The following is a 24,460-nucleotide window of genomic DNA, read 5'->3' on the forward strand; positions in this document are numbered from 1 at the left end:
CAAGGGGAGGAGACGGGATGACACCGGATTCACTACGGGCCGCGCTGGGAGGCGTACCCGATCCCGATTGGCTGGACACGGCGCTGCGCCGGGTCACGGCCGAGCCCACCGCGATCGCCCGGCTCTTCCCCGCCGTCGGCCGCCGCTGCGGTCGAGCCGCGCTGCCCGACGCCCCCGGCTGGACCGCCGACGACGCGGCCCGGGTGCTGCTGCTCACCAGCCTGCCCGGCGACCACGCGGCGTACGCCGAGCGCCTCTACGAGCACGGTGACGCGGCCGAGCGACGAGCCGTGCTGCGGGCCCTGCCGCTGCTGCCGATCGGCGCCGACGCGGTTCCGTTGCTGCACGACGCGATCCGGACCAACGACACCCGGCTGGTCGCCGCCGCGCTCGGCCCGTACGCGCGGCACCTCGACCCGGCCGCCTGGCGTCAGGCGGTGCTCAAGTGCGTGTTCAGCGGCGTCCCCCTGGCCAACGTCGCCGACCTGGACACCCGGGCCGACGGGGAACTGGCCGCGATGCTGGCCGCGCTGGCCGCCGAACGGCACGCCGCCGGCCGGGAGTTGCCCGCCGACGCCACCGACCTGCTCGACCGGCTCACCGCCGCACTGCCCCGGGAGGCGTGAATGCGCATCTTCGACCCCCACATCCACATGACCTCACGCACCACCGACGACTACGAGCGGATGGCCGCCGCCGGGGTACGCGCTGTGGTGGAGCCGGCGTTCTGGCTGGGTCAGCCACGCACCAGCGCCGCCTCGTTCACCGACTACTTCGACTCGCTGATCGGCTGGGAGCCGTTCCGGGCCGGGCAGTTCGGGGTGCGCCACTTCGCCACCATCGCACTGAACCCCAAGGAGGCCAACGACCCGCGCTGCCGTCCGGTCCTCGACCTGCTGCCCCGCTACCTGGACAAGGACGCGGTGGTGGCGGTCGGCGAGATCGGGTACGACTCGATGACGCCCGAGGAGGACGAGGCGTTCGCTGCCCAACTCGCCCTCGCTGTGGCGTACGAGCTGCCGGCGCTGGTGCACACCCCGCACCGGGACAAGGCGCGCGGCTGCGAACGAACCCTCGCCGTGGTCGCCGAATCCGGCATCGACGCGGGCCGGGTGGTGGTCGACCACCTCAACGAGGTGACAGTCAAGCTGGTCCGCGACAGCGGCTGCTGGCTGGGCTTCTCCATCTACCCGGACACCAAGATGACGCCGCAGCGAATGGTGGAGTTGCTGCGGGAGTACGGCACGGAACGGATGCTGGTCAACTCGGCAGCCGACTGGGGACGCTCCGACCCGCTGCTGACCCGGGCCACCGGCGAGGCGATGCTCGCGGCCGGCTTCAGCGACGACGACGTCGACAAGGTGCTGTGGCGAAACCCGGTGGAGTTCTACGGGCAGTCGGGGCGGCTCGACCTCAGCGACCTGGACGTCGCCGCCGCCGTGGACCCGCAGACCGGCAACTCGATCCTGCGCGGCGGCAGCTGATGCGGCTGCGACATGCCGGCGGCGAGACCGTCCACCTCGGCTACTGCACAAACGTGCACCCCGCCGAGGACCTCGCTGGCATCCTCGGTCAACTGGACACCTACGCGGTGCCGGTCCGCGAGGCGCTCGGCAGTGACCTGCTCGGGCTCGGCCTGTGGCTGGCCGCCCCGGTCGCCGCCGAGCTGGCCGCCGACCCGACGCTCCGCCGCCGGTTGCGCACCGAGCTGGACGCACGCGGGCTGGAGGTGGTCACCCTCAACGGCTTCCCGTACGCGGCCTTCCAGGCCCCCGTGGTCAAGCAGGACGTGTACCACCCGGACTGGACCACCGAGCAGCGCCTGACGTACACGCTGAACCTGGCCCGGGTGCTCGCGGACCTGCTGCCCGACGACGCCGCCCGGGGCTCGATCTCCACCCTGCCGCTGGCCTGGCGGCAACCATGGGACACCGACCGGGCCGACGCGGCCCGACGCCGGCTGGACCAACTGGCCGCCGGCCTGGCCACGGTGCAGCGGGACACCGGCCGCGAGGTGCGGATTGCCTTCGAGCCGGAGCCCGGCTGTGTCGTGGAGAGCACCAGCCAGGCCGCCGAGCTGCTGTCCGGGATGGACACCGACCGGCTGGGCGTCTGCCTCGACCTGGCCCACCTGGCCTGCGCCTGGGAAGAGCCCGCCGAGGCGCTGGACCGACTGCGGACGGCCGGACTGCCCGTGGTGAAGGTGCAGGTGTCGGCCGCCGTCGAGGCCGCCGACCCGGAGGGTGGGGCCGAGGCGTTGCGCCGCTGGGTGGAGCCCCGCTTCCTGCACCAGACCCGGGGCGCCGGTTGCGCCGGTCTGGCCGACCCGGCCGACCCGACGTACGCGGCCGACGACCTGGACGAGGCCCTGGACAAGGCGCTACCCGGCCCGTGGCGGGTGCATTACCACGTGCCCCTGCACGCCCCACCCGAGGAACCGCTCGGCTCGACCCTGCCGGTCCTCCGCGCGGCCCTGAGAGCGCTCTTCGACGGCCCGACCGCAGGCTGCGACCACCTCGACGTCGAGACGTACACCTGGGGGGTGCTGCCGGCCGCACGACGGCCCGGCACCGACGCGGAGCTGGCCGCCGGCATCGCCGCGGAGCTGGCCTTCGCCCGAGACGAACTGGTCGGCCTCGGCCTGACCACAGAGCGAACCGTGAGCATGGGGGTGACGCGATGAGCAGGCGACTGGTGGTCCTCGACGTGGTGGGGTTGACACCACGACTACTGGCGCACATGCCTCGACTGCGGGGTGTCGCCGACGGCGGCTTCCGGGCCGAGCTGGGCACCGTGCTGCCCGCCGTGACCTGCTCGGTGCAGTCCACCTTCCTCACCGGCGAGCCGCCCAGTGGGCACGGCATCGTCGGCAACGGGTGGTATTTCCGGGACCTGGGCGAGGTGTTGCTGTGGCGGCAGCACAACGCGCTGGTCGGCGGGGACAAGCTGTGGCAGGCCGCCCGTCGGGCCGAGCCCGGCTACACAGTCGCCAACGTCTGCTGGTGGTACGCCATGGGCGCGGACGTCAACTGGACGGTGACGCCCCGCCCGGTCTACTACGCCGACGGGCGCAAGGAGCCGGACTGCTACACCGACCCGCCGGAGCTGCACGACGCGCTCACCGGGCGGCTGGGCACGTTCCCGCTCTTCACCTACTGGGGGCCGACGGCCGGGCTGCCGTCGTCGCGGTGGATCTGCCAGGCGGCCGAGCAGATCCTCGCCGACGTGTCACCCGACCTGACGCTCGTCTACGTGCCGCACCTGGACTACGACCTGCAACGCTTCGGTCCCTCGTCGGCCCAGGCCGCCGCGGCGGCAGCGGAGCTGGACGCGGTGCTCGGCCCGCTCCTGGACGCCGCCCGGGCCCGGGACGCCACGGTTGTGGTGCTGTCGGAGTACGGCATCACCGACGTGTCCCGGCCGGTGGACGTCAACCGGTTGCTGCGCGCCGAGGGCCTGTTGCACGTGCACACCCAGGCGGGCATGGAGTACCTCGACCCGTGGACGTCGAAGGCGTTCGCGGTCGCCGACCACCAGATCGCGCACGTCTACGTGAAGGATCCGGCCGACGTGCCGGCCGTGGCGAAGCTCTGCGCCGGCCTGCCCGGGGTGGCCGAGGTGCTGGACGCCGAAGGCAAGGCCGCACACGGTCTGGACCATCCGCGCGCCGGTGAGCTGGTGCTGGTGGCCGAACCGGACGCCTGGTTCACCTACTACTACTGGCTGGACGACGCCCAGGCACCGGACTTCGCCCGGCTGGTGGAAATCCACCGCAAGCCGGGGTACGACCCGGCGGAGCTGTTCTTCGACCCGGCCAACCCCGGTGCCGCGAAGGCCCGCGCCGGTGTGGCGCTGGCCCGCAAGAAGCTCGGCATGCGGTACCTGATGAGCGCTGTCGGCCTGGACGCCGGCGCGCGGGCGGTGCGCGGCTCGCACGGGCGGCTGCCGGACGACCCGGCGGACGGCCCGGTGCTGCTCTGCTCCGACCCGACCGCGGCCCGGGACAAGATCGCGGCCACCGAGGTCAAGGCGTTGCTGCTGGAGCTGGCCGGGCTGAGCCCCGGCGGTGCGGGCGGGTCGGGGGAGGGCTCATGACTGTCACTGTCGCGCCCACCGACGCCAGCGAATTGCGGGCGCGCTTCGACGCGGAGCTGGCCGGGTTTCTCAGCCGGCAGGGCCCGGACTGGCCGGATGGAGCGCCGCGCGGCGTGTTCACCGCGCTCCAACGGTTCGTGCTGGCCGGTGGCAAGCGGTTACGACCGCTCTTCTGCTACTGGGGCTGGCGCGGCGCGGGGGCCGCGGACGGCACCCCGATCGTGGTGGCCGCGGCGGCTCTGGAGCTGTTCCACGCGTTCGCGCTGATCCACGACGACATCCTGGACGGCAGCGACCGCCGTCGGGGTGAGCCGTCGGTGCACCGGCTCTTCGCCGACCTGCACGCCCGCTCGTCGTGGCGCGGTGACCCCGAGGCGTACGGCCGCAACACCGCGCTGCTCTGCGGGGACCTCTGCGCGGCCTGGTCGGATCAGATGTTCCACGAGTGCGGGCTGAGCACCGAGCAGGTGCACCGGGGGTACAGCGTGTTCGCGCTGATGCGGACCGAGGTGATCGCGGGGGAGTACCTGGACCTGGTCTCGGGCGTGGGTGACGGCTCGGTGGCCAGCGCGCTCACCGTGATCCGGATGAAGGCCGCCAGGTACACGGTGACCCGCCCGTTGCAGATCGGCGCGGCCCTGGCCGGCGCGGAGCCCGAGCTGATCGCCGCGCTGGGCGAGTTCGGTGACCCGCTTGGTGACGCGTTCCAGCTCCGCGACGACGTCCTCGGTGTGTTCGGCGACCCGGCGGTCACCGGAAAATCGGTCCTGGACGACCTGCGTGAGGGCAAGCCCACGGTCATGATGGCGCTGGCCCGCAGCGCCGCCGACCGGCCCCAGACCATCCGGCTGCGGGAGCTGTTCGGCAACCCGGCGTTGGACGCCGAGGGCGCGGCGGAGCTGCGTGACATCATCGAGGCGACCGGCGCCCGGGAGCGGATCGAGCAGATGATCCGGGTCCGGACCGAGGCCGCGCTCTCCGCCCTGCAGAGCGCAATGGTGGCCGACGAGGCCCGCGTGGCCCTGGTCGCGCTGGCCGGGCAGGCGATCGACCGACGCGCCTGACCGGCGACTTTCGATCAAATTGACAAAAGTTGATGCTGAACCGCCGGAAGGTATGGACACATCGACACGTGCGACTTAGTGTCGTGACCAACACGAACATGTTTCGTCGAGGTGAACCGGCGGCGCGGTAACCCATCGACCCCCTCACCGCTACGGCATCCGGCGCGACGGCGCGCGCCCGGCCTGGCAGTCATTCGTCAGGAAGGGACAGCACAGATGTCCATGAAGGACGCTCCCAGACAACGGTCCCGACGATGGTTCTCCGCCGGATCAGCGCTGCTGCTGGCGGTCGCCGCCGGCACTGTCACATTCGCCGCCGGTTCCGCCCCCGCACAGGCGCACACGATCGTCGCCAGCGACTTCCAGCAGGTCGAGCTGGCCCGCGGCGTGACCGACATGGGTGAGCCGATGTCACTGGCGGTGCTGCCGGACCGCTCGGTCCTGCACACGGCCCGCAACGGCACCCTGCGCCGCACCGATTCCAACGGCACCACCACCGCGATCGGCACCCTGTCGGTGTACAACCACGACGAGGAGGGGTTGCAGGGCGTCGGGGTCGACCCGGGCTTCGCCTCCAACCGGTACATCTACCTCTACTACGCACCGCCGCTCTCCACCCCTGGCGGGGACGCGCCGGCCACCGGCACCGACTTCTCCGCCTGGGACGGCGTCAACCGGCTCTCCCGGTTCACCCTCAACTCGGACTTCACGCTCAACCAGTCCAGCAAGGTCGACGTGCTCGACGTCCCGGCCAGCCGTGGCGTGTGCTGCCACGTCGGTGGGGACATCGACTTCGACGCCGCCGGCAACCTCTACCTGTCCACCGGCGACGACACCAACCCGTTCGAGTCGTCCGGCTACTCACCGCTGGACGAGCGGACCAACCGCAACCCCGCGTACGACGCGCAGCGCAGCGCCGGCAACACCAACGACCTGCGTGGCAAGGTCCTGCGGATCAAGGTGAACGCCAACGGCACGTACTCCATCCCGTCGGGCAACCTGTTCGCCCCCGGCACGGCCAAGACCCGGCCGGAGATCTACGCGATGGGGTTCCGCAACCCGTTCCGGATCAGCGTGGACAAGGCCACCGGTGTGGTCTACGTCGGTGACTACGGGCCGGACGCCGGCTCCACCAGCTCCACCCGCGGGCCGTCCGGCCAGGTGGAGTTCAACCGGGTCGCCGCACCTGGCAACTACGGCTGGCCGTACTGCACCGGCACCAACACCAGCACCGAGACGTACAACGAGTTCGACTTCGCCACCAGCGCCAGCGGATCCAAGTACAACTGCACCGGCGGACCGACGAACAACTCGTTCCGCAACACCGGCCTGACCACCCTGCCGCCCGCCCAGCCGGCCTGGATCCGGTACGCCGGCGACGCCGGCACCCCGACCGAGTTCGGCGGCGGCTCCGAGTCGCCGATGGGCGGCCCGGTCTACCGGTACAACGCCTCGTCGACCTCCACCACCAAGTTCCCGCAGTCGTTCGACGGGCAGTTCTTCGCCACCGAGTTCGGCCGCGGCTGGATCAAGCCGATCCACGTCAACTCCGACGGCTCCCGGGGCACCATCGACACCTTCCCCTGGGTCGGCAAGCAGGTGATGGACTCGGCGTTCGGCCCGGACGGCGCGTACTACGTGCTCGACTACGGCACCGGTTACTTCAACGGTGACGCCAATTCGGCGCTCTACCGCTTCGACTACGTCGGCGGCGGCAACCGGGCGCCCACCGCGAAAGCCAGCGCCAACCGCACCTCCGGGGCAGCCCCGCTCGCGGTGACCTTCTCCTCGGCCGGCTCGTCCGACCCCGAGGGCGGCACGTTGACCTACTCGTGGGCGTTCGGTGACGGGACCACCTCGACCGCCGCCAACCCGACGAAGACCTACAGCGCCAACGGCACCTACACCGCCACGCTGACCGTGCGGGACCCGCAGGGCGCCACCGGCAGCAGCAGCGTGCAGATCAGCGTCGGTAACACCGCGCCCACTGTCACGATCAACAACCCGGGCAACGGTCAGCTGTTCAGCTTCGGGGACACCGTGCCGTACAGCATCACGGTGACCGACCCGGAGGACGGCACCATCGACTGCACGAAGGTCAAGATGACCTACGTGCTCGGGCACGACCAGCACGGGCACCAGATCACCTCGAAGACCGGTTGCTCGGGCTCGATCACCATCCCGGTCGACGGCGAGCACGACGACGCGGCGAACATCTTCGCGATCTTCGACGCCGAGTACACCGACGGCGGTGGGCTGACCACGCACACCCAGCACACGCTGCCGCCGCGGCACCGCCAGGCCGAGTTCTACGGCACCTCGTCGGGGATCAACGTGTTCAGCAAGACCCCGGCCGAGGGCGGCAAGACCGTCGGTGACATCAACAACGGCGACTGGATCGCGTTCCAGCCGTACCGGCTGGGCAACGTGACATCGTTCAACGCCCGGGTCTCCTCGGCGGGCGCCGGTGGCACCCTCCAGGTCCGGGCCGGCTCGGCCACCGGCACGGTGCTCGGCTCGGCCACGGTCCCGGTGACCGGCGGCTGGGAAACCTTCGCCACGGTCACCGGGTCGATCACCAACCCGCCGACCGGCACGACCACGCTCTACCTGACCTTCGCCGGGTCGGGCACCGGGGCGCTCTACGACCTGGACGCCTTCTCCCTCGTCACCGGGACGCCCCCGGCCGGTGGGGCTGGGGCGATCAAGGGCCTCGGTGGCAAGTGCCTGGACGTGCGGAGCGCCGCCACCGCCGACGGCACGCAGATCCAGATCTACACCTGCAACGGCAGTACGGCGCAGACCTGGGCCGTGACGCCGAACTCGACGATCAAGTCGTTGGGCAAGTGCCTGGACGTCTCGGGTGCTGCCACCGCCGACGGCACCAAGATCCAGCTCTGGACCTGCAACGGCAGTGGCGCCCAGAACTGGGCCGCCCAGGCCGACGGCACGCTCCGCAACACCTCGTCGGGCAAGTGCCTCGACGTCTCCGGTAGCAGCTCCGCCGACAGCACGGTGGTCCACCTGTGGACCTGCAACACCGCCGCCAACCAAAAGTGGACCCTGCCCTGAGCTGGCGGGAGGGGCCCTTCGACAACGCCTAGAGTGGTGCGAGGGGCCCCTCCTAACCGCAATTAGGAGAGCGATATGCGCAGACGCCTGCGACCCGTCCTCGGTGCGGCCATGGCCGCACTCGCCGTCATCGCCTGCACCACCCCGGCCACCCCGGCCAGCGCCGCCGACGCCCCGTACGACGTGCTGGTCTTCTCCAAGACCGCCGGTTTCCGGCACGACGCGATCCCGGTCGGCATCCAGACCATCCGTGACCTGGGCGCGGCGAACAACTTCACGGTCACCGCGACCGAGGACGCCGCCGCGTTCACCACGAGCAACCTCAACCAGTACGAGTCTGTCGTCTTCCTCAACACCACAGGCGACGTGCTCAACGCCAGCCAGCAGACCGCCTTCGAGTCGTACATCGGCTCCGGCCGCGGGTACGTGGGTGTGCACGCCGCCGCCGACACCGAGTACGACTGGCCGTTCTACGGCAACCTCGTGGGGGCGTGGTTCTCCTCGCACCCCGCGATCCAGCAGGCCAACATGAAGGTGGAAGACCGGGGTCACGCGGCCACCGGGCACCTGCCGCAGACCTGGACCCGCACCGACGAGTGGTACAACTACCGCACCAACCCGCGTTCGACAGCCCACGTGCTGGCCACGCTTGACGAGTCGTCGTACTCCGGCGGCGGCATGGGCGCCGACCACCCGTTGAGCTGGTGCAAGAGCTACAGCGGTGGCCGGTCCTTCTACACCGGCGCGGGGCACACCCAGGCGTCGTACGCGGAGTCGGGGTTCCGGAACCACCTGCTCGGCGGCATCCGGTACGCCTCCGGTCGGAGCAAGGCCGACTGCCGGCCCGAGACCGGCTACACCCCGCTCTACAACGGCTCGACGACCGGCTGGTCGCAGGCCGGCCCGGGTAACTTCACCAACTCCGACGCCACCCTGACGTCGGTGGGCGGCATGGGGTTGTTCTGGTACAACGCCAAGCAGTTCACCAACTACTCGCTGAAGCTCGACTGGAAGATGGCCGGGGACGACAACTCCGGCATCTTCATCGGCTTCCCGCCGTCGAGTGACCCGCAGTCGGCGATCAACAACGGCTACGAGGTCCAGATCGATGCCACCGACGCGGTCGACCGCACCACCGGCTCGGTCTACACGTACAAGGCCGCCGACACCGCAGCCCGCGACGCGGCGCTGAACGCGCCGGGGGAGTGGAACACCTACGAGCTGCTGGTCGAGGGCGAGCGGCTGCAGGTCCTGCTCAACGGGGTGAAGATCAACGACTTCACCAACACCGACCCGGTCCGCTCGCTGGCCGGCCACATCGGCATCCAGAACCACGGCACCGGTGACGACGTCGCGTTCCGCAACATCCGGATCAAGGAGCTGGGCACCACCCCGACGCCCACCGGCACGATCCAGGCCGAGACGTTCAGCTCGGCCAATGGCGTCTCCGCGTTCACCAAGGACGGCGCCAACGGTGGGCAGACCCTCGGCTACATCGAGCCGGGTGACTGGGCCGCGTACAACGGGGTCAACCTGACCGGGGTCACCTCGTTCACGGCCCGGGTCGTCTCCGGCGGGGCGGGTGGCACCATCCAGGTGCGCACCGGCTCGGCCACCGGCCCGGTGCTCGGCTCGGTCGCCGTGCCCAACACCGGCAGTTGGACGACCTACGCCAACGTCACCACGGCGCTGTCCAACGTCCCGTCCGGCACCCAGAACCTCTACCTCACCTTCACCGGTAGCGGAACGGGGCTCTTCGACCTGGACGACTTCACCCTTGTCAAGGGCGGCGGCGGCACCGGGGTCGGCCCGATCAAGGGTCTGGCCGGCAAGTGCCTGGACGTGCGCAGCGGCGGGACCGCCGACGGCACCCAGATCCAGCTCTACACCTGCAACGGCGGCACGGCGCAGAGCTGGACCGTGTCCGGCTCGACCCTCAAGGCGCTGGGCAAGTGCCTGGACGTCTCCGGTGGTGGCACCGCCAACGGCACCAAGATCCAGCTCTGGACCTGCAACGGCAGCGGCGCGCAGAACTGGGCGGCGGCGTCCGACGGCACCCTGCGCAACCCGTCGTCGGGCAAGTGCCTGGACGTCTCCGGCAACAACTCCGCCGACAGCACCATCGTGCACCTCTGGACCTGCCTGAACGCGGCCAACCAGAAGTGGACCCTGCCCTGACCGACTGACCCCGGAGGGGCCGCGACTCACGTCGTAGGCCCCTCCGGCCCTCCGGCCTGAGCGCCGACGTGCCCGGCTGGTCGGTCGCAACGGCAAAGCGCGACGCGTGTCTCCAACGAGCGTGATGTCTGTGAGTCATCTTGATGACCCACAGACATCACGCTCGCACCGCTTCGTCGGCCGGGTCGTCGGGTGTGTTGGCGGGTTGCGGGTTTGCGTGGACGCCGCCGACCGGCGTACAGCTGGCTGCCGTACCTTGACCTGCATGGGGTTGTTCGCGCAGTGGCGTGGGACGGTGCTGGCGCGAGGTCATCAGCTGCTCGGTGTGCTGGGTCGGGCCGATGAGCCCGACGACCCGTCCGGGCCTACGCCCAGCCTGAACCGTCTCGACGCGTTGGTGGAGGGCTTCACCGCCGGCCAACCGGTGCGGTGGACCGTGGCCGGGCAACCCCGGCCGCTGCCCGGCCCGGTCGACGTGGTGGCGTACCGGATCATTGAGGAAGCGCTGACCAACGCCTGCCGGCACGCGCCGGGCGCTCCGGTCGGGGTCCGCCTGCGCTACGACGCCGCGGGCATCACCATCGAGGTCCGCGACGAGGGCGCCGGTCCCGCTCCGTCCGGCGGCGGCACCCAGGCCGCCGGCCGGGGTCTGGTCGGGGTACGCAGGCGCGCCGAGCGGCTCGGCGGCACGTTCTCGGCCGGCCCGCGCGCCGGTGGCGGCTTCACCGTGCGGGCTGTCCTGCCCGCTCCCGAGGAAATGGTCTGATGATCGGCCGACCGCAGGGCTTCCCCGATGGGGTGGCGCGGAAATAGGGTGGGGGACGGCGACCGTGCTGGTGGCCGGTGACCCGGTGGGAGGCGCAACCCGCCGGGCTCAGGTGTGCTCCGCACCCACCGGTGACCGCGCGAGTGCCGCGTACGTCCGGTCACCCTCGCCCCGGTCCGCACATGGAATCCCCATCACAAAGGGGAGAAGGACAATGGCGCGACCCATCACGCTCTTCACCGGCCAGTGGGCCGACCTTCCGTTCGAGGAGGTCTGCCGGCTCGCCTCCGAGTGGGGCTACGACGGTCTGGAGATCGCCTGCTGGGGCGACCACTTCGAGGTCGACAAGGCGCTCGCCGACGACTCGTACGTCGAGCGCAAGCGCGAGACCCTCGCGAAGCACAACCTTGAGGTCTTCACGATCTCCAACCACCTCGTTGGTCAGGCGGTCTGCGACCACCCGATCGACGAGCGGCACCAGGACATCCTGCCCGGCCGCATCTGGGGCGACGGGGAGCCCGAGGGGGTTCGTCAGCGGGCCGCCGAGGAGATCAAGGACACCGCGCGGGCGGCGGCGAAGCTCGGTGTGAAGACCGTCGTCGGCTTCACCGGTTCGTCGATCTGGCACACCCTCGCGATGTTCCCGCCGGTGCCGCCGGCGATGATCGAGCGCGGCTACCAGGACTTCGCCGACCGGTGGAACCCCATCCTCGACGTGTTCGACGAGGTGGGGGTGCGGTTCGCGCACGAGGTGCACCCGAGTGAGATCGCGTACGACTACTGGACGACGAAGCGGACGCTTGAGGCGATCGGCAACCGGCCCGCGTTCGGGCTGAACTGGGACCCGTCGCACTTCGTGTGGCAGGAACTGGACCCGGTGAACTTCATCTTCGACTTCGCCGACCGGATCTACCACGTGGACTGCAAGGACGCGAAGGTGCGTACCGGGGATGGCCGGCGTGGCCGGCTCGCCTCGCACCTGCCCTGGGCCGACCTGCGGCGCGGGTGGGACTTCGTCTCCACGGGCCACGGTGACGTGCCCTGGGAGGACTGCTTCCGCGCGTTGAACGCGATCGGCTACACCGGCCCGATCTCGGTCGAGTGGGAGGACGCCGGGATGGACCGGCTGCTCGGCGCACCGGAGGCGTTGGAGTTCGTCCGCCGGCTCGCCTTCGACGCACCGAGCGCCGCCTTCGACGCGGCGTTCAGCAGCAAGGACTGACCGCACCCCGGACAGACCACGGGCCGGTCGCCCTGCGGCGACCGGCCCGTGTACGTGCGGTTGGTCAGAGCGTGCTGGCGTTCGTGCCCGAGCCGGACGGCTTGGTGCGGGGGTTGGTGGACGACGGCGACCCGGAGGTCGTGCCGACCGTGCTGGTGCCCGCCTTGGCGCCCACTGTGGCGGGCGTGCCGGCGAACGCGTCGTCGGCGGCGGTCAGCTCCTGCGTGCCGGTGCTGCCGTTGCCGGTGCCCAGCTTCTCGCCCAGTTTGGTCTGGCCGAGCTTGTCCTTGCCCTCGCTGTAGAGCTTGTTGGCCTGGGCCTGCGCGACCCCGGCCGCCTCCTGCACGGTCGGGTGGTCGAGCACCTTGCGGCCCCGGACCACGAGCTCTTCGTACTTTTCCCGGCCGGCACGGGCGCCCAGGACGAATCCCGCAGCCAGCCCGCCAAGAAACATGATCTTTCCGCGCATGGCGGCTCCTTCCGTACCTGACGCGCCGTCACCCCGGCGAGTTGCCCCGTCGGAAGGCGACCTGTTCGCGCCTGCGTCCTCTGTCCGCAGCTAACTACCCATCCTGCTCTCCGCTCAAGCATGCTTGTGCCCGGATGGCGATTTACCCCTTTTGTCAATGCGACGGCGGGGCGGGAACCCACTGGACCACCACCGGGGGATGTCCTGTACTCTTGTCCCGTCGCAGGGCGTCGGGGAGATCCGAAGCCGTGCGGAGCACGATCCCCTGTAGCTCAATTGGCAGAGCAGCCGGCTGTTAACCGGCAGGTTATTGGTTCGAGTCCAATCGGGGGAGCTTTCCCACGTACGCCCGTCAGCCACCGGCCGGCGGGCGTTTTCGTGCGTGTGATCCGGTTTCACCCCACCCTTGACCTGCTTGCCCGGCAGGATGGGGCGAGTGCGAATGTCCGGACGAGGCGGCAAGGCCACGCTGATCGCGGTGGCGGTCGTGCTGGCCTGGCTGGTGATCGGCGGCGTGGCCGGCCCGTACGCCGGGCGCCTCAGCGAGGTCGCCACCAACGACAACGCGGCCTTCCTGCCCACCGACGCCGAGGCGACCCGCGCCCAGGACCTCGCCGGCGAGTTCGTCGACAGGCAGACCATCCCGGCTCTGGTCGTCTACGAGCGCCCCTCCGGAATCACCGACGCGGACCGGCAACGGGTGCGCGCCGACGCCTCCCGCTTCGCCCAGATCCCCGGCGTGGTCACCCCGCTGCCCCCGCCCATCCCGAGCGACGACGGCCAGGCACTCCAGGTCGTCGTACCTGTGGACGACGCCGAGGGCGAGGAGATCGGCACTGTCGTCGAGCAACTCCGCGAGATCACCGGCGGGGACCGGGACGGCCTCGCCGTGGACGTCTCCGGCCCGGCCGGCCTGCTTGCCGACCTGATCGAGGTCTTCTCCGCCATCGACGGGCCACTGCTGCTTGTCACCCTGGTCGTGGTGCTCGTCATCCTGCTGATCGTCTACCGCAGCCCGGTCCTCTGGATCTTTCCGCTGCTCGCCGCCGGGATGTCGTACGCCCTCGCCTCGGTTTTCGTCTACCTGCTCGCCGACGCGGACGTGGTCAAGCTCAACGGGCAGGCCCAGGGCATCCTCACCGTGCTGGTCTTCGGCGCCGGCACCGACTACGCGTTGCTGCTGATCGCCCGCTACCGGGAGGAGCTGCACCGGCACGACCGCCCCTGGGACGCCATGAAGACCGCCTGGAAGGGCGCCGCGCCGGCCATCATCGCGTCCGGCGGCACTGTCATCGTCAGCCTGCTCTGCCTGCTGCTGTCCAGCCTCAACTCCAACCGGGCGCTCGGCCCGGTCGCCGCCATCGGCATCGCCGCGACCCTGCTGGTGATGCTCACCTTCCTACCCGCCCTGCTGGTGCTCGGCGGACGGTGGGCGTTCTGGCCCCGACGGCCCCGAGCCGACCAGGCCGACCCGCGGGCCGAACACGGCATCTGGAGCCGCATCGCCGGCTTCGTCGCCCGGCACGCCCGCCCGATCTGGCTGACCACCGCCGTCGTGCTGGCCCTGCTGACGCTCGGCCTCACCCAGCTCGGCGCCACCACGCTCGGCCAGTCCGACCTGTTCACCCAGCGCACCGACTCGGTCGACGGCCAGGAGGTGATCTCCCGGCACTACCCGGCCGGCACCGGCAGCCCGGCCACCATCTTCACCACCGAGCAGACCGCCCGGCAGGTCGCCCGGGTGGCGAAGAACGTGCCCGGTGTCGCCGACGTCCGCCCCCTCACGGCCGGCCAGCAGTCCGGCCCACCCGACCCGAGCGCCGCCCCCAAGGTCGTCGACGGGCGGGTGCAGCTGGAAGCGACCCTGACCGACTCACCCGACAGCGACAGCGCCGAGCGGACCATCCGAGAGCTGCGGGTGGCCGTACACCACGTGCCCGGCGCGGACGCGGTGGTCGGCGGCTTCACCGCTATCAACGTGGACACCTCGGACGCCGCGAAGCGCGACCAGAACGTCATCATCCCGGTGGTGCTTGTGGTCATCGCTGTCATCCTGGCCCTGCTGCTGCGCGCGCTACTCGCCCCGCTGCTGCTGATCGCCACCGTGCTGCTCAGCTTCGCCGCGACCCTCGGCCTCTGCGCGCTGCTGTTCCGGCACGTCTTCGACTTCCCCGGCGTGGACTCGGCGTTCCCGCTGTTCGCGTTCGTCTTCCTGGTCGCGCTCGGCATCGACTACAACATCTTCCTGATGAGCCGGGTCCGCGAGGAATCGGTCAAGCGCGGCACCCGCGCCGGGGTGCTCGCCGGCCTCGCCGTCACCGGCGGGGTGATCACCTCCGCCGGCATCGTGCTCGCCGCGACGTTCTCCGCACTCGCCGTCCTGCCACTCGTGGTGCTCGTCGAGTTGGGTACGGCGGTCGCGATCGGGGTACTGATCGACACCATCATCGTCCGGTCGCTGCTGGTGCCCGCACTCGCGTACGACATCGGGCCGAAGATCTGGTGGCCGGGCCGGTTGTCCCGGGCGAACGGTGAGCGGGAGGCGCGCGGTGCTGGCTGAAACCGATGTGGTCATCGTCGGCGGCGGCCTGGCCGGCCTCGCCGCCGCCCGCCGGCTGCACCGCGCCGGCGTGCCCTGGCGGCTGGTGGAGGCCGAGGGTCGGCTCGGCGGCCGGGTCGCCACCGACGTGGTCGACGGTCACCTCATCGACCGGGGCTTCCAGGTGCTCAACACCGCCTACCCCCGGCTCGGCACGCTGCTCGACACCGACCAGCTCGACCTCGGGTACTTCACCTCCGGTGTGCTGGTCCGCAAGGGCGACAAGCTGCTGCGGCTGGTCAACCCGCTGCGCGAACCGACCGGCGGGCCCGGCACCGCGCTCGCCGGAGTCGGCTCTCTGCTCGACCGGCTGCGCTTCGCCGCGCTCGCCACCGGCTGCGCCACACTGCCCGCATCCCGGTTGCTCGCCGCGCCGGAAACCACGAGCGAGACGGCGCTGCGCCGCGCCGGCCTCTCCGACGCCATCATCGAGGAACTGCTGCGACCGTTCCTGTCCGGTGTGTTCATCGAACGGGAACTGTCCACCTCCAGCCACGTACTGGCGATGGTGCTGCGCTCCTTCGCCCGCGGCCGGATCGGCCTGCCCGCCGAAGGGATGGCCGCGCTGCCCCGGGCCATCGCCGCACCGCTGCCCGCCGACCTGCTCGACCTGGACACCCCGGTCGCGGAGGTCACCCCGGGCCGGGTCCGCACCCAGGCCGGCGACATCCGCTGCCGGGCCGTCGTGGTCGCTGTCGACCCACCCGCCGCGTCCGCGCTGCTGCCGGCCCTGGCGACGGTACGCATGCACAGCTACACCACCTACTACCACAGCGCCCCCGAGCCGCCGCTGACCGAACCGATCCTGCTCGTCGACGGCGACCGACGCGAACTCGTCGCCAACACTGTGGTGCTCAGCAACGCCGCCCCGACGTACGCGCCGGCCGGACGGCACCTGATCGCCACCTCGGTGGTCGGCCCGACGGCCCCACCCGAGCCGACCATCCGGGCCGAGCTGACCCGGCTGTACGGCCGCTCCACCGCCGACTGGACCCACCTCACTACCGTGGCCGTTCCTCGGGCGCTACCCGCCGCACCGCCGCCACAGGGACGGCTGCGCAAGCCGGTGGCGTTGGGGGAGGGCCTGTTCGTGGCCGGAGACCACCGGGACAGCCCATCGATCCAGGGCGCTCTCACCAGCGGCTGGCGCGCCGCCGGCGCCGTCCTGGACGAGCTGCGCGCCGGCTGACAGGCGTACCCGAGCTCGCTGTTATATTCCTGTTGCCCATCGTGCTGGTGCACGCGCGGGCACCGGCCGGCTCGATGCTGGCTGCTGACCGCCGAGCGGGATAAGATCCGGCGCGGTGTTCGGGGCGGTAGCTCAGCCGGTTAGAGCAGGGGACTCATAATCCCTCGGTCGCGGGTTCGAGTCCCGCCCGCCCCACCAGGTAAAACACTAGATCCACCACCTTCCCGTGGTGCTACTCGCGGTGCGAGCGCGCTACGGTCGGCCCCACGGCGACGGCGAACGGGCGCGGGAAGCGCCAGCGCGGCGAGATCGAAGAACTGCCCAGCGGCTCACTCCGGGTGAAGGTCTACGCGGGCATCGACCCCATCACGAAGAAGCGTCACTATCTGACCGAGACCACCCCCGACGGCCCGACCGCCCGCAAGGAAGCCGAGAAGGTGCGTACGCGGTTCCTCGCCCCGGTGGACAACCCGCGCACCCGCGCCACCGTCAACCAGCTGCTTGACCGGTGGCTCGAAGTGCTCGACGTGGAGACGTCGACCCGGCAGGGGTACGTCAAGAAGCTGAACAAACACGTCCGGCCGTTGGTAGGCCAGTTGTCGGTGGGTCGGCTAGACGCCGAGACGCTGGAATCGTTCTACGCGGTGCTGCGGAAGTGCCGGGATCACTGTGGAGGTGGCCGGAAGACCATCGAGCACCGGAAGGCAGCACCGCATGACTGCACCGACAAATGCCGGCCGCATGCGTGCAAGCCGCTGGCGCCCGCGTCGATACGGCAGATTCACTGGATCCTGTGCGGCGCGCTGAACCGGGCCGTCCGGTGGCGGTGGATCGCCGTGAACCCGGCAGATCAAGCGGAGACGCCCGGGATGCCTCAGCCCAGCCCGCACCCACCAACGGCGCCTGAGGAGGCCCGGCTGTGGTCACCCAGGCGTGGAAGGACCCCGACTGGGGCGCGTTCGTGTGGGTGGCCATGACGACCGGAGCGAGCGGTGCGCGCTGCGGTGGTCCGCGGTCGACCTGGACGCGGCCGTCTTTACCCTGCGGAGTGCCCTCTATGTGGACGACGCAGGGAAGCTGCGAGAGAAGGACGCCAAGACACACCAGCAGCGGCGGGTGGCCCTGGAAGCGGAGACAGTAGAGGTGCTGCGCGACCAGCTGGCGCGCTGCGAGGAGCGCGCGTCGGCCCTCGGGCTGTCGCTGCCAGGTGACGGCTACGTGTTCTCGCCCGCCCCGGATGGTCGTACGCCGCTCGTGCCAGATACCGCTACCCAGCGATTCGGCCGGATGGCGGCGCGCCTCGACATCACCACGAACCTGCATGCCCTGCGGGACTACTCAGCGACAGAGCTGATCGCGGCCGGTGTCGACGTTCGGACTGTTGCGGGCCGGCTAGGACACGGCGGGGGCGGCGCAACAACGCTGCGCGTGTACGCGGCCTGGCTGTCGGAGTCCGATCAGAGAGCCGCCGCTACCCGGGCGGCTCGGATGCCTCCAAGGCCAGTGCCACCAGGGTCGTGAGGTGACAGACGTCCTGCGTCCGCCCGTCCAGAAGGAAGAGACGCTCGGCCTCCCGCTCCGGTGCTGCCCGATCCGCCGGGCCCGACGGCTGCATGCCACCATGTCTGCATGACCGCCGACAACACGCGTCGAGGTGGGCGCAGGTGGGGACGCTACCTGGCGGGCGTTGTAGGGGTACTGTCCGTTGCTGGACTCGGCGCGATGACGAACATCGGTACCAACCTTCCCTTACCTGACTGGGAATGGTTGAGCAAACCGATCGTCGTGTGGTCTCTAGCGGGCGTCCTGATCATTGTTATCTGTATCGCGGCGATCATCGATATACGTTCTGGCGACGACGAGGGCGATGGCAGTGGACAACAGAGGGTCGTTGATCAGGTTGACGCCGGGCAAGTAGTTATCAACTCTCCCACTGGTCCAGTTTTTACCGGACCAGTGCACGCGCAGTCGGCGCCACACGCAGACCTGACCCAAATAGACCTGCCGAGGCAGGCCGGCCGTGCTGCTGAAGCCTTCGCGGCCTCTGTAGTCGCCGGGGGGCGCGTTGGCCTGGTGGTGACTCGGTTCATGAGTGACCCCTCAGGCATTCAGTGGGAAGAGATATACAATCAGGTCCGAAAAGGCGCAACGACTACGGAAATCACCGTCCAGGACGCGCGGGATGCGCCGAGTGCTCGCGTCGACATCCTGATAATCGTGCACGAGGCGCGGTTGGTTTTCATATCGCAGAGTCCTCTAAGAACCACCATGAGCCGCGCGCGTACTGCGCTGCGGGAGCAGCCGTCGATGTCAATTGGAATCTACTTAGTCGGGCCAGAATGTGAACCGGCCAAGGAGCAGGTGAACCATTGGTTGGACTTGGACTCACCCATGGCATCGGTATACATCACAGGCGTTGAATCTGCGGCTGGCCTCCCAGACGAGATGGCCCGCCTGCTGCAGGTAGTTATAGATCGCGACCCCCGACGCAGTCGTCCTTCCAATCAGGCCGACGATTTTGATGGCCCGGGAGAGTTGTACGATGCAAGGATGGGGGATTACTGATGAACCTGGCCTGGATTGCAGCAGTCCTTGAGCCGCTAGATGTTGCCCTAAATCCACACTTCCCCGACGACGAGTACGACAGTACTGGGCCGGCCCGATTGGCTGCCACCGTTCTTGGACGGCAATGGCGGGGCCAGTTGGAGCCTGACGCGTCTGCGGCCGAACCACGCGACTTAGTGGACTTGGCTCAAGGATGCTTGAGGAATGACTTAATCGACGAGTCTGTACCGCGGCTTGCGGCTGCTCTCATTGAATCGCCCCCTGCCGACAGGGCTGAGTCGGCCGCTCTTGCTCTGATTGTTGCTAGCGCTTCTGGCGAGCTGGATGACTACGGCACTTGTCTCATGGTTCTTGATTCGCAATTGAGCACGACCCAGAAAGAAACGACTGCCGATGACGCTCTTCTAACGGCCATTCTGTTGCAGCAGAAGGCTCTCAGGATGCGTGATGCTGGCAAACCCCATCTCGCGGTCTCGGTCGAGGCGGGAAGGGTTCTGTCGAGCTTGGTCATCGAGCGCTGCAGCCCGTTCCGAATGGGGCCTTCGGTCTCGCACTCGCCCTACCTGACTCTTGCGCGAATGCGAGGCGGCCTCTTGCATGCTATTAGTAGCCTCATTCCGTCAAATGTGCCGGAGCGGCAGGAGATTTCGGGACTACAAACGCGACAAGAGCACGCATTCAGCCAGGAGGATAGCGTTATTGCGCGAACGGCTAGAGGTCGCGCTAGCAGCTATGCAGAATATGTTCGCAACGCCTTCACTCGTGAATTTGATACCCGGTCACGCGTCGTAATAGGCGGCACTGGGTACGTCGATCTTTTCCCGAATATTCTGCTGTTTGAACTTTTTGGTGATAGTGCTGTCTATCCTGCGCGCCGTGAACTAGCCCTTTCGCGGCTCCTGCAATCGGATGGCAGGGAAATTGACTTGGCGGACGCCCTGCGTCTGCTGCGCCAAGCCGCAGCGAAAAATGATCTTGCTCTAGTGTTACGGCGGCTACGCGATGCTGGTCCGCTATCCGCAATAAGTCGAGATGGCCGTCAGATTTTGCAGAGACGAAGGTCGCCGGAGTTGCTGCGAACAGTCGAGTTGCAGGTTCTGGAGGCAGCCGCAGACTTGCTCACCCCGGCCGAGGCTCGCCTGGGCCTTGAAGCCATTAAGGCGAGTCTAGCTGCAGGTGGCCCGCCGGACTTGCCAGGGATGTGGCAACTCGCTGTACTGCGCCGCGAAGTAGCTTGGCGGGCAGCTGCCGCATTGGCGAACACGTGCGGTGCAGTGGTTGAAGTATCCGACATGCTGCTAGCTGAAGTGAAGGCAGAACACCGAGACCATCAACTGTTCGACACGGCAGTGCGGCGAGCCTTGTCAGTGCTCGACTGGGATCCCCTGCCGGAGCATGCAAAAGAGGCCTGGGCGGCAATCATGCTATCGCATCACGATCGTCTACCTCGCGTGGCGAATGTGATTGCGGATCGTCTGGGTCGGATGGAACCGCTCGCTGCGGATGCTTCCCCTCTCGATATAACAGTTCACCAAATCAACCTCGCACTCAAGGGCCAAATGCCTGATCCAGCTCATGTTGAGGGTGCCGAACTAGTCCGAGAGCTGCTTGAGAGCATTCGCTCACAGGCGGCACAAGGATCGTACTCGTTCGGTGGCGTCGATCCGGGTGACATTGCAGCCGCTTTAGTTATAGCGACTGGTTCCCGTGGTCTCTGGGACTCTCTGGCAGGGTTCTTGACCGATATGCGTGTACCGCGTGATGCTCGAACGAGTGCCTTTGAACGGCTCGCGCGCGCCAAGGTGCTCATACCGCAAGGGCCGGCAGAATTGTTCCGCGTGCACGCTCAGCGGTTGCTTTACGGAGAGTCGTCCTTCGAATCTGGCTCTCCAGTTTTTCCGTATCCTGCTGCCTTGAGATTTCTTGCTGCCTGCGAACTTCTGCAAGATGTCGATGTGTATGACGCCGTTGCAGCGCTCGCTGGCGGCCGTAGCGCAGTCGCTCGTCGTGAAGCGGCTGTGACAGCGGCCGTTCTCGTCACTAAAAGGCCGCTGCCTGCGCTGCTGGCCTTGGTATTGCCATTGGCCGGCGATAAGAACCCGGAGGTCCGAGCCGTTGCGGGAGGTGCCCTAGTGCTCCTGCAGTCTCCGGACGACTACCTTAGCGTGGTCGCAGGCCGCCGTATAGTGGACCTTCTTTCCGAAGACGGCATCCTGGTTCCCATGGTTGTGCTTCGGGAGCTGAGTGACGTATCAGGTCCGCTGTCGTCGTCACTGCGACGGCGAGTCGAGGAAGTTGCTGACAGACATAATTCGCGAATTGTGCGCGCTCGCGCTAAGCAAGTTGTTGGGCAACCGAGTCAGCGGTAGCTGCGGGTGCTCGTGCTGCCTGCACAGAAGTGCGGAGATCATTAGAAAGAAAGATTGAAAGAGGGCTCGCGGTGAGAGCCATCGCCCGTGTTGCGCTACTGGTGGGCATCTACCGACACCAGGCGCCCTACATATCGTGGGGGCGTAGACATTGTGACTGCTGGTAGGACGGCCGCTGAGGGCCTGCTCGCGCAGGCGTTGTCGCGTCCGTGGACCCATGTCATGGCGGTATCCGTCAAGGCATCTGAGGTTTCGATGATCCTGGACGAAGTCGAGCGCCCGCTTTTGGTGGCCGCCGCCTGGTTGCATGACATTGCCTACGCACCCGAGGTGATCGATACGGGATTGCATGCGCTCGGTGGTGCCCGGTGGCTTCCCCAACACGGCTATGGTGAGCGTGTGGTGGCACTCGTTGCTCACCACTCATGCGCGATCCTGACTGCTGATGCCGACGAGGCGGGAAACGTGTCAACCCGTGTGCGGCTGCTCGCCGCCGTGCGGACCGCGTTCACTGTGCTCGGCGACCCGCCCGCCGCGTCGACTCATGACCTGCTCGCCGCGCTCAACGGCGACGAGGAGGCACCCTGGGCCGGGTTCGGGCCGGCCGGCCTCACCGGCAAGCGACTCGGCGACCTGCTCCGCGAGTTTGGGATTATCTCGACCACCATCCAGTTTCCGTCGGGCAGGCGAAGGGCTACACCCGAGAGGCCTTCACCGACGCCTGGCAGCGGTACTGTCCCGCCTCATCCGTACCAGCCGTACCAACATCGTCTCCGCAGGGCCAACCCCGGTACGGATACCACCCCCGGTACGGATCAATCCGTACCGGTCACTCAACCCGTACCGCGCTTGAACAGGCAAAACGAGCTTGGTACGGCTGGTACGGGTAACCCCTGGCGCCCGAGTCAAACCGGCAATCGCTTCAAGCCTAAACACGGCCTGTCATCCGCCGGCTCTTGGTGCTGCATCGGTTGACGGTGCCACCAGGAGCCGGCGGCCGGACACAGAGACGTTGCGCTAGAAGTGGGGAACCTCGTATGGAAGTATTGGCGGGCCGTTGGGGGCAGTGCGTGAGCCGAGTGGGGGTGCGATGCGCGATAGCGATATTCGTCAGGCGCTAACGGCTCGTCTCGCCACAAAGTACGACTCGCAGCCCGATACTCAGATCCGGCACGAGCTGGGTCTCTGCGCCGGTCGGACCAGAGTGGATGTGGCTGTCATTAACGGTCACATCTCGGGTTTCGAGATTAAGAGCGACCAGGATAAGTTAACCCGGTTGGAGCTCCAGGCCGAATTATATAGCCGGGTGCTGGATCGAGCCTCGTTAGTGACGACGGGCCGGTACTTGGACCAGGCTGCCGAAATGATCCCGTCTTGGTGGGGGGTTTGGCTCGCCCTTCCTGGTGAGCGTGCGGTCCGGCTTCGGAATGTGCGCCGCGGCAGCCGTAATCCGAGTCCTAATCCCTTTTCAATTGCCCAACTGCTCTGGCGGGATGAAGCGATGGCTCTGCTGCGCGAGCGCGGCAGCCACCGTGGTCTGTCCAAGGCGCCCAGGTGGTTCGTCTGGGAACGCCTCGCCGAGACTCTTGAGTTGGGGGAGTTGCAGGCAGAGGTGCGGCGCGTGCTTAGGACGCGTGTGGATTGGCCAACTCGCCCATGACATGTGCCAGGTGATGTGAGGTTCCCCAGGCTCGCCACTGTGTGGCACCCCCTGGTCCGGGCTGCCGTCTGGCGCACCGCGCAAGCTCGCTGTCGCCCCAGGAAAATTCTGAGCTCTCGGTCGGCCAATGGTCCGATGAGACTAAGGCTTGACACAGATCGTAAAAGCTGTCGTTACCGCCGGTCTGGTTACGAGCCCAACGGTAGATCCACCAGTTGTCACTCGCGGTATACCTAAGGCTGGGCAAGGGGCCGCGGGCGCCAGCTCCCGGCATCGCCGGATGTGCAATGGCGTAGTCGCCAAAATCTGGGCTGAGGTCGGCTAGCCGTTTCCAGAGCTTCCAATCCCATCTAGGCAGGGGAGTCGCTTCGTTCCGGGGGAGGGTTGAGATGGCGGACGGCATGGCGCCTGATGCAACCACGATGGATGCCCATCCTTGGTCGCCCAGCGAGTCCAGCACGTTCCTAACGACCAGCTCCGTTCGGCTGACGTCCCTGTCGGACGCGACCTCGCCCATGTCCACAACCAAGTGACATCGGCCGACACTGATTTTGGCGATTGACAGAGCTCTGGCTATCCGAGGTGCGTCGGCGACGGGGTCGGGATCTGTGGTAAGGCTGCCGAGACGGACGATAGCTGTTTCGTTGTGGAGGCGAGCAGCCTCGCCACATGCGGACAACTGCTCGTCCGGGTCATGCAGGTGGATCACCGGCGCGATGGGGACTCCCCACTGTGCCAGGTCGTTGGCGATCTCCTTGATCAGTGGTTCACCGTTGTCGTTGACCCTGGCGTACGTGGTATCCACTCCGAAGGTCAGGCCAGCTGGCGCCGCCTCGCGGACCTTGCGTACGAAGTTGAGGCCGGCTTTAGTTGGACCGTCATTCGAGGGATTGACCTCAAACAGGGGATGTATGCGGCTGACATCGCGATCTTGAAGTCGCCCTAGCGCTTTGAATTCGCCTTCGCGCGCCTTGAGCACGGGCCAGTATCGAGCCATAGCCGCCCCCTGTACGTCTCGCATGGTTGCGCCTTCGACTACTCAATGTATCTGAGAGCATTCGAGTTGTAACGAGTTGACATTGACCGACAAGGCTGCTTCGAAAATTTGGGTGGAATGACCAATAAAGAAGTATCGCTAATATTCGTGTCTTTTGCCCCTTGCTGGCTTGTTCTATCGTTTCCAGCGTGGCGTGGGACATTCCGATAGACGAC

Annotated in this window: 17 protein-coding genes, 2 tRNA genes and 1 pseudogene; 18 read left to right on the top strand and 2 right to left on the bottom strand. The window is 68.1% G+C overall.

The annotated features are described in order from the left end of the window. Positions 1 to 17 precede the first annotated feature (17 nt). The 9 genes from IW248_RS00115 (at position 18) to IW248_RS00155 (ending at position 12,397) form a co-directional block, all read left to right on the top strand. Positions 18 to 626: an EboA domain-containing protein gene (locus IW248_RS00115; protein ID WP_196925135.1), complete on the top strand. Its 609-nt coding sequence runs from the start codon at positions 18 to 20 to the stop codon at positions 624 to 626. After that, positions 627 to 1,484 (top strand): TatD family hydrolase, encoded by an 858-nt coding sequence (locus IW248_RS00120; RefSeq protein WP_124818589.1) that lies wholly within the window; start codon positions 627 to 629, stop codon positions 1,482 to 1,484. Beyond that, a complete protein-coding gene (gene eboE, locus IW248_RS00125) occupies positions 1,484 to 2,683 on the top strand; it encodes a metabolite traffic protein EboE (RefSeq protein ID WP_196925136.1) in 1,200 nt (399 codons plus the stop codon). The genes IW248_RS00120 and eboE overlap by 1 nt, the downstream gene beginning before the upstream one ends. Further along, positions 2,680 to 4,095 carry an alkaline phosphatase family protein gene (locus IW248_RS00130; protein ID WP_196925137.1) on the top strand — a complete coding sequence of 472 codons (1,416 nt, stop codon included), beginning with the start codon at positions 2,680 to 2,682 and terminating at the stop codon, positions 4,093 to 4,095. Before eboE ends, IW248_RS00130 begins: the two co-directional genes overlap by 4 nt. Further along, positions 4,092 to 5,159 (top strand): polyprenyl synthetase family protein, encoded by a 1,068-nt coding sequence (locus tag IW248_RS00135; protein WP_196925138.1) that lies wholly within the window; start codon positions 4,092 to 4,094, stop codon positions 5,157 to 5,159. The genes IW248_RS00130 and IW248_RS00135 overlap by 4 nt, the downstream gene beginning before the upstream one ends. Positions 5,160 to 5,375: 216 nt before the next feature. Next, on the top strand, positions 5,376 to 8,231 hold the full coding sequence (locus tag IW248_RS00140) for a PQQ-dependent sugar dehydrogenase (RefSeq protein WP_196925139.1): 2,856 nt from the start codon (positions 5,376 to 5,378) through the stop codon (positions 8,229 to 8,231). Between the two features lie 75 nt (positions 8,232 to 8,306). After that, a complete protein-coding gene (locus IW248_RS00145) occupies positions 8,307 to 10,409 on the top strand; it encodes a ThuA domain-containing protein (RefSeq protein WP_196925140.1) in 2,103 nt (700 codons plus the stop codon). A gap of 265 nt (positions 10,410 to 10,674) precedes the next feature. After that, positions 10,675 to 11,175 (top strand): sensor histidine kinase, encoded by a 501-nt coding sequence (locus IW248_RS00150; protein WP_196925141.1) that lies wholly within the window; start codon positions 10,675 to 10,677, stop codon positions 11,173 to 11,175. A 214-nt stretch (positions 11,176 to 11,389) separates the two neighbouring features. Then, complete coding sequence (locus IW248_RS00155; RefSeq protein ID WP_124818600.1) at positions 11,390 to 12,397, top strand: sugar phosphate isomerase/epimerase family protein; 1,008 nt, start codon at positions 11,390 to 11,392, stop codon at positions 12,395 to 12,397. Between the two features lie 64 nt (positions 12,398 to 12,461). On the opposite strand, the gene IW248_RS00160 is transcribed toward IW248_RS00155, so the two are convergent. After that, complete coding sequence (locus tag IW248_RS00160; protein WP_124818602.1) at positions 12,462 to 12,866, bottom strand: hypothetical protein; 405 nt, start codon at positions 12,864 to 12,866, stop codon at positions 12,462 to 12,464. 261 nt (positions 12,867 to 13,127) lie between these two features. Between IW248_RS00160 and IW248_RS00165 the strand changes: the two genes are divergently transcribed. The 9 genes and pseudogenes from IW248_RS00165 to IW248_RS33820 all read left to right on the top strand — a co-directional run bounded on the left by IW248_RS00165 (position 13,128) and on the right by IW248_RS33820 (position 23,248). After that, positions 13,128 to 13,200: transfer RNA gene (locus tag IW248_RS00165), tRNA-Asn, on the top strand. A 108-nt stretch (positions 13,201 to 13,308) separates the two neighbouring features. Continuing rightward, a complete protein-coding gene (locus tag IW248_RS00170) occupies positions 13,309 to 15,426 on the top strand; it encodes an MMPL family transporter (protein WP_196925142.1) in 2,118 nt (705 codons plus the stop codon). Then, the gene (locus IW248_RS00175) at positions 15,416 to 16,654 is read left to right on the top strand and encodes an FAD-dependent oxidoreductase (RefSeq protein ID WP_196925143.1); all 1,239 of its coding nucleotides are present in this window, start codon (positions 15,416 to 15,418) and stop codon (positions 16,652 to 16,654) included. Before IW248_RS00170 ends, IW248_RS00175 begins: the two co-directional genes overlap by 11 nt. A 121-nt stretch (positions 16,655 to 16,775) precedes the next feature. Beyond that, positions 16,776 to 16,852, top strand: a tRNA-Ile gene (locus tag IW248_RS00180). 28 nt (positions 16,853 to 16,880) lie between these two features. Beyond that, positions 16,881 to 18,175 (top strand): annotated as a pseudogene (locus IW248_RS33990) (tyrosine-type recombinase/integrase). Positions 18,176 to 18,283: 108 nt separating this feature from the next. Beyond that, positions 18,284 to 19,219: a hypothetical protein gene (locus IW248_RS00190; protein ID WP_196925144.1), complete on the top strand. Its 936-nt coding sequence runs from the start codon at positions 18,284 to 18,286 to the stop codon at positions 19,217 to 19,219. Positions 19,220 to 19,563: 344 nt separating this feature from the next. Next, positions 19,564 to 21,588, top strand: a complete 2,025-nt coding sequence (locus tag IW248_RS00195; RefSeq protein WP_196925145.1) for a hypothetical protein — start codon at positions 19,564 to 19,566, stop codon at positions 21,586 to 21,588. Between the two features lie 222 nt (positions 21,589 to 21,810). After that, a complete protein-coding gene (locus IW248_RS00200; RefSeq protein ID WP_231396118.1) occupies positions 21,811 to 22,563 on the top strand; it encodes a DUF3631 domain-containing protein in 753 nt (250 codons plus the stop codon). Between the two features lie 115 nt (positions 22,564 to 22,678). Then, positions 22,679 to 23,248 carry a sce7726 family protein gene (locus IW248_RS33820; protein WP_196925146.1) on the top strand — a complete coding sequence of 190 codons (570 nt, stop codon included), beginning with the start codon at positions 22,679 to 22,681 and terminating at the stop codon, positions 23,246 to 23,248. Here the strand turns inward: IW248_RS33820 and IW248_RS33825 are convergent. Then, positions 23,214 to 24,269, bottom strand: coding sequence for a beta family protein (locus tag IW248_RS33825; RefSeq protein ID WP_372431616.1), 1,056 nt, complete (start codon positions 24,267 to 24,269; stop codon positions 23,214 to 23,216). The genes IW248_RS33820 and IW248_RS33825 overlap by 35 nt on opposite strands. Positions 24,270 to 24,460 lie beyond the last annotated feature (191 nt).

The sequence above is a fragment of the Micromonospora ureilytica genome, from assembly GCF_015751765.1.
Classification (GTDB): Bacteria; Actinomycetota; Actinomycetes; order Mycobacteriales; family Micromonosporaceae; genus Micromonospora; species Micromonospora ureilytica.

What these genes read in the sequence shown, in the direction of transcription:
- IW248_RS00115 (WP_196925135.1), top strand. Translation starts at nt 18, where the DNA reads ATGACACCGGATTCACTACGGGCCGCGCTGGGAGGCGTACCCGATCCC.
- IW248_RS00120 (WP_124818589.1), top strand. Translation starts at nt 627, where the DNA reads ATGCGCATCTTCGACCCCCACATCCACATGACCTCACGCACCACCGAC.
- eboE (WP_196925136.1), top strand. Translation starts at nt 1,484, where the DNA reads ATGCGGCTGCGACATGCCGGCGGCGAGACCGTCCACCTCGGCTACTGC.
- IW248_RS00130 (WP_196925137.1), top strand. Translation starts at nt 2,680, where the DNA reads ATGAGCAGGCGACTGGTGGTCCTCGACGTGGTGGGGTTGACACCACGA.
- IW248_RS00135 (WP_196925138.1), top strand. Translation starts at nt 4,092, where the DNA reads ATGACTGTCACTGTCGCGCCCACCGACGCCAGCGAATTGCGGGCGCGC.
- IW248_RS00140 (WP_196925139.1), top strand. Translation starts at nt 5,376, where the DNA reads ATGTCCATGAAGGACGCTCCCAGACAACGGTCCCGACGATGGTTCTCC.
- IW248_RS00145 (WP_196925140.1), top strand. Translation starts at nt 8,307, where the DNA reads ATGCGCAGACGCCTGCGACCCGTCCTCGGTGCGGCCATGGCCGCACTC.
- IW248_RS00150 (WP_196925141.1), top strand. Translation starts at nt 10,675, where the DNA reads ATGGGGTTGTTCGCGCAGTGGCGTGGGACGGTGCTGGCGCGAGGTCAT.
- IW248_RS00155 (WP_124818600.1), top strand. Translation starts at nt 11,390, where the DNA reads ATGGCGCGACCCATCACGCTCTTCACCGGCCAGTGGGCCGACCTTCCG.
- IW248_RS00160 (WP_124818602.1), bottom strand. Translation starts at nt 12,866, where the DNA reads ATGCGCGGAAAGATCATGTTTCTTGGCGGGCTGGCTGCGGGATTCGTC.
- IW248_RS00170 (WP_196925142.1), top strand. Translation starts at nt 13,309, where the DNA reads ATGTCCGGACGAGGCGGCAAGGCCACGCTGATCGCGGTGGCGGTCGTG.
- IW248_RS00190 (WP_196925144.1), top strand. Translation starts at nt 18,284, where the DNA reads ATGACCGCCGACAACACGCGTCGAGGTGGGCGCAGGTGGGGACGCTAC.
- IW248_RS00195 (WP_196925145.1), top strand. Translation starts at nt 19,564, where the DNA reads ATGGTTCTTGATTCGCAATTGAGCACGACCCAGAAAGAAACGACTGCC.
- IW248_RS00200 (WP_231396118.1), top strand. Translation starts at nt 21,811, where the DNA reads ATGGCGGTATCCGTCAAGGCATCTGAGGTTTCGATGATCCTGGACGAA.
- IW248_RS33820 (WP_196925146.1), top strand. Translation starts at nt 22,679, where the DNA reads ATGCGCGATAGCGATATTCGTCAGGCGCTAACGGCTCGTCTCGCCACA.
- IW248_RS33825 (WP_372431616.1), bottom strand. Translation starts at nt 24,269, where the DNA reads ATGCGAGACGTACAGGGGGCGGCTATGGCTCGATACTGGCCCGTGCTC.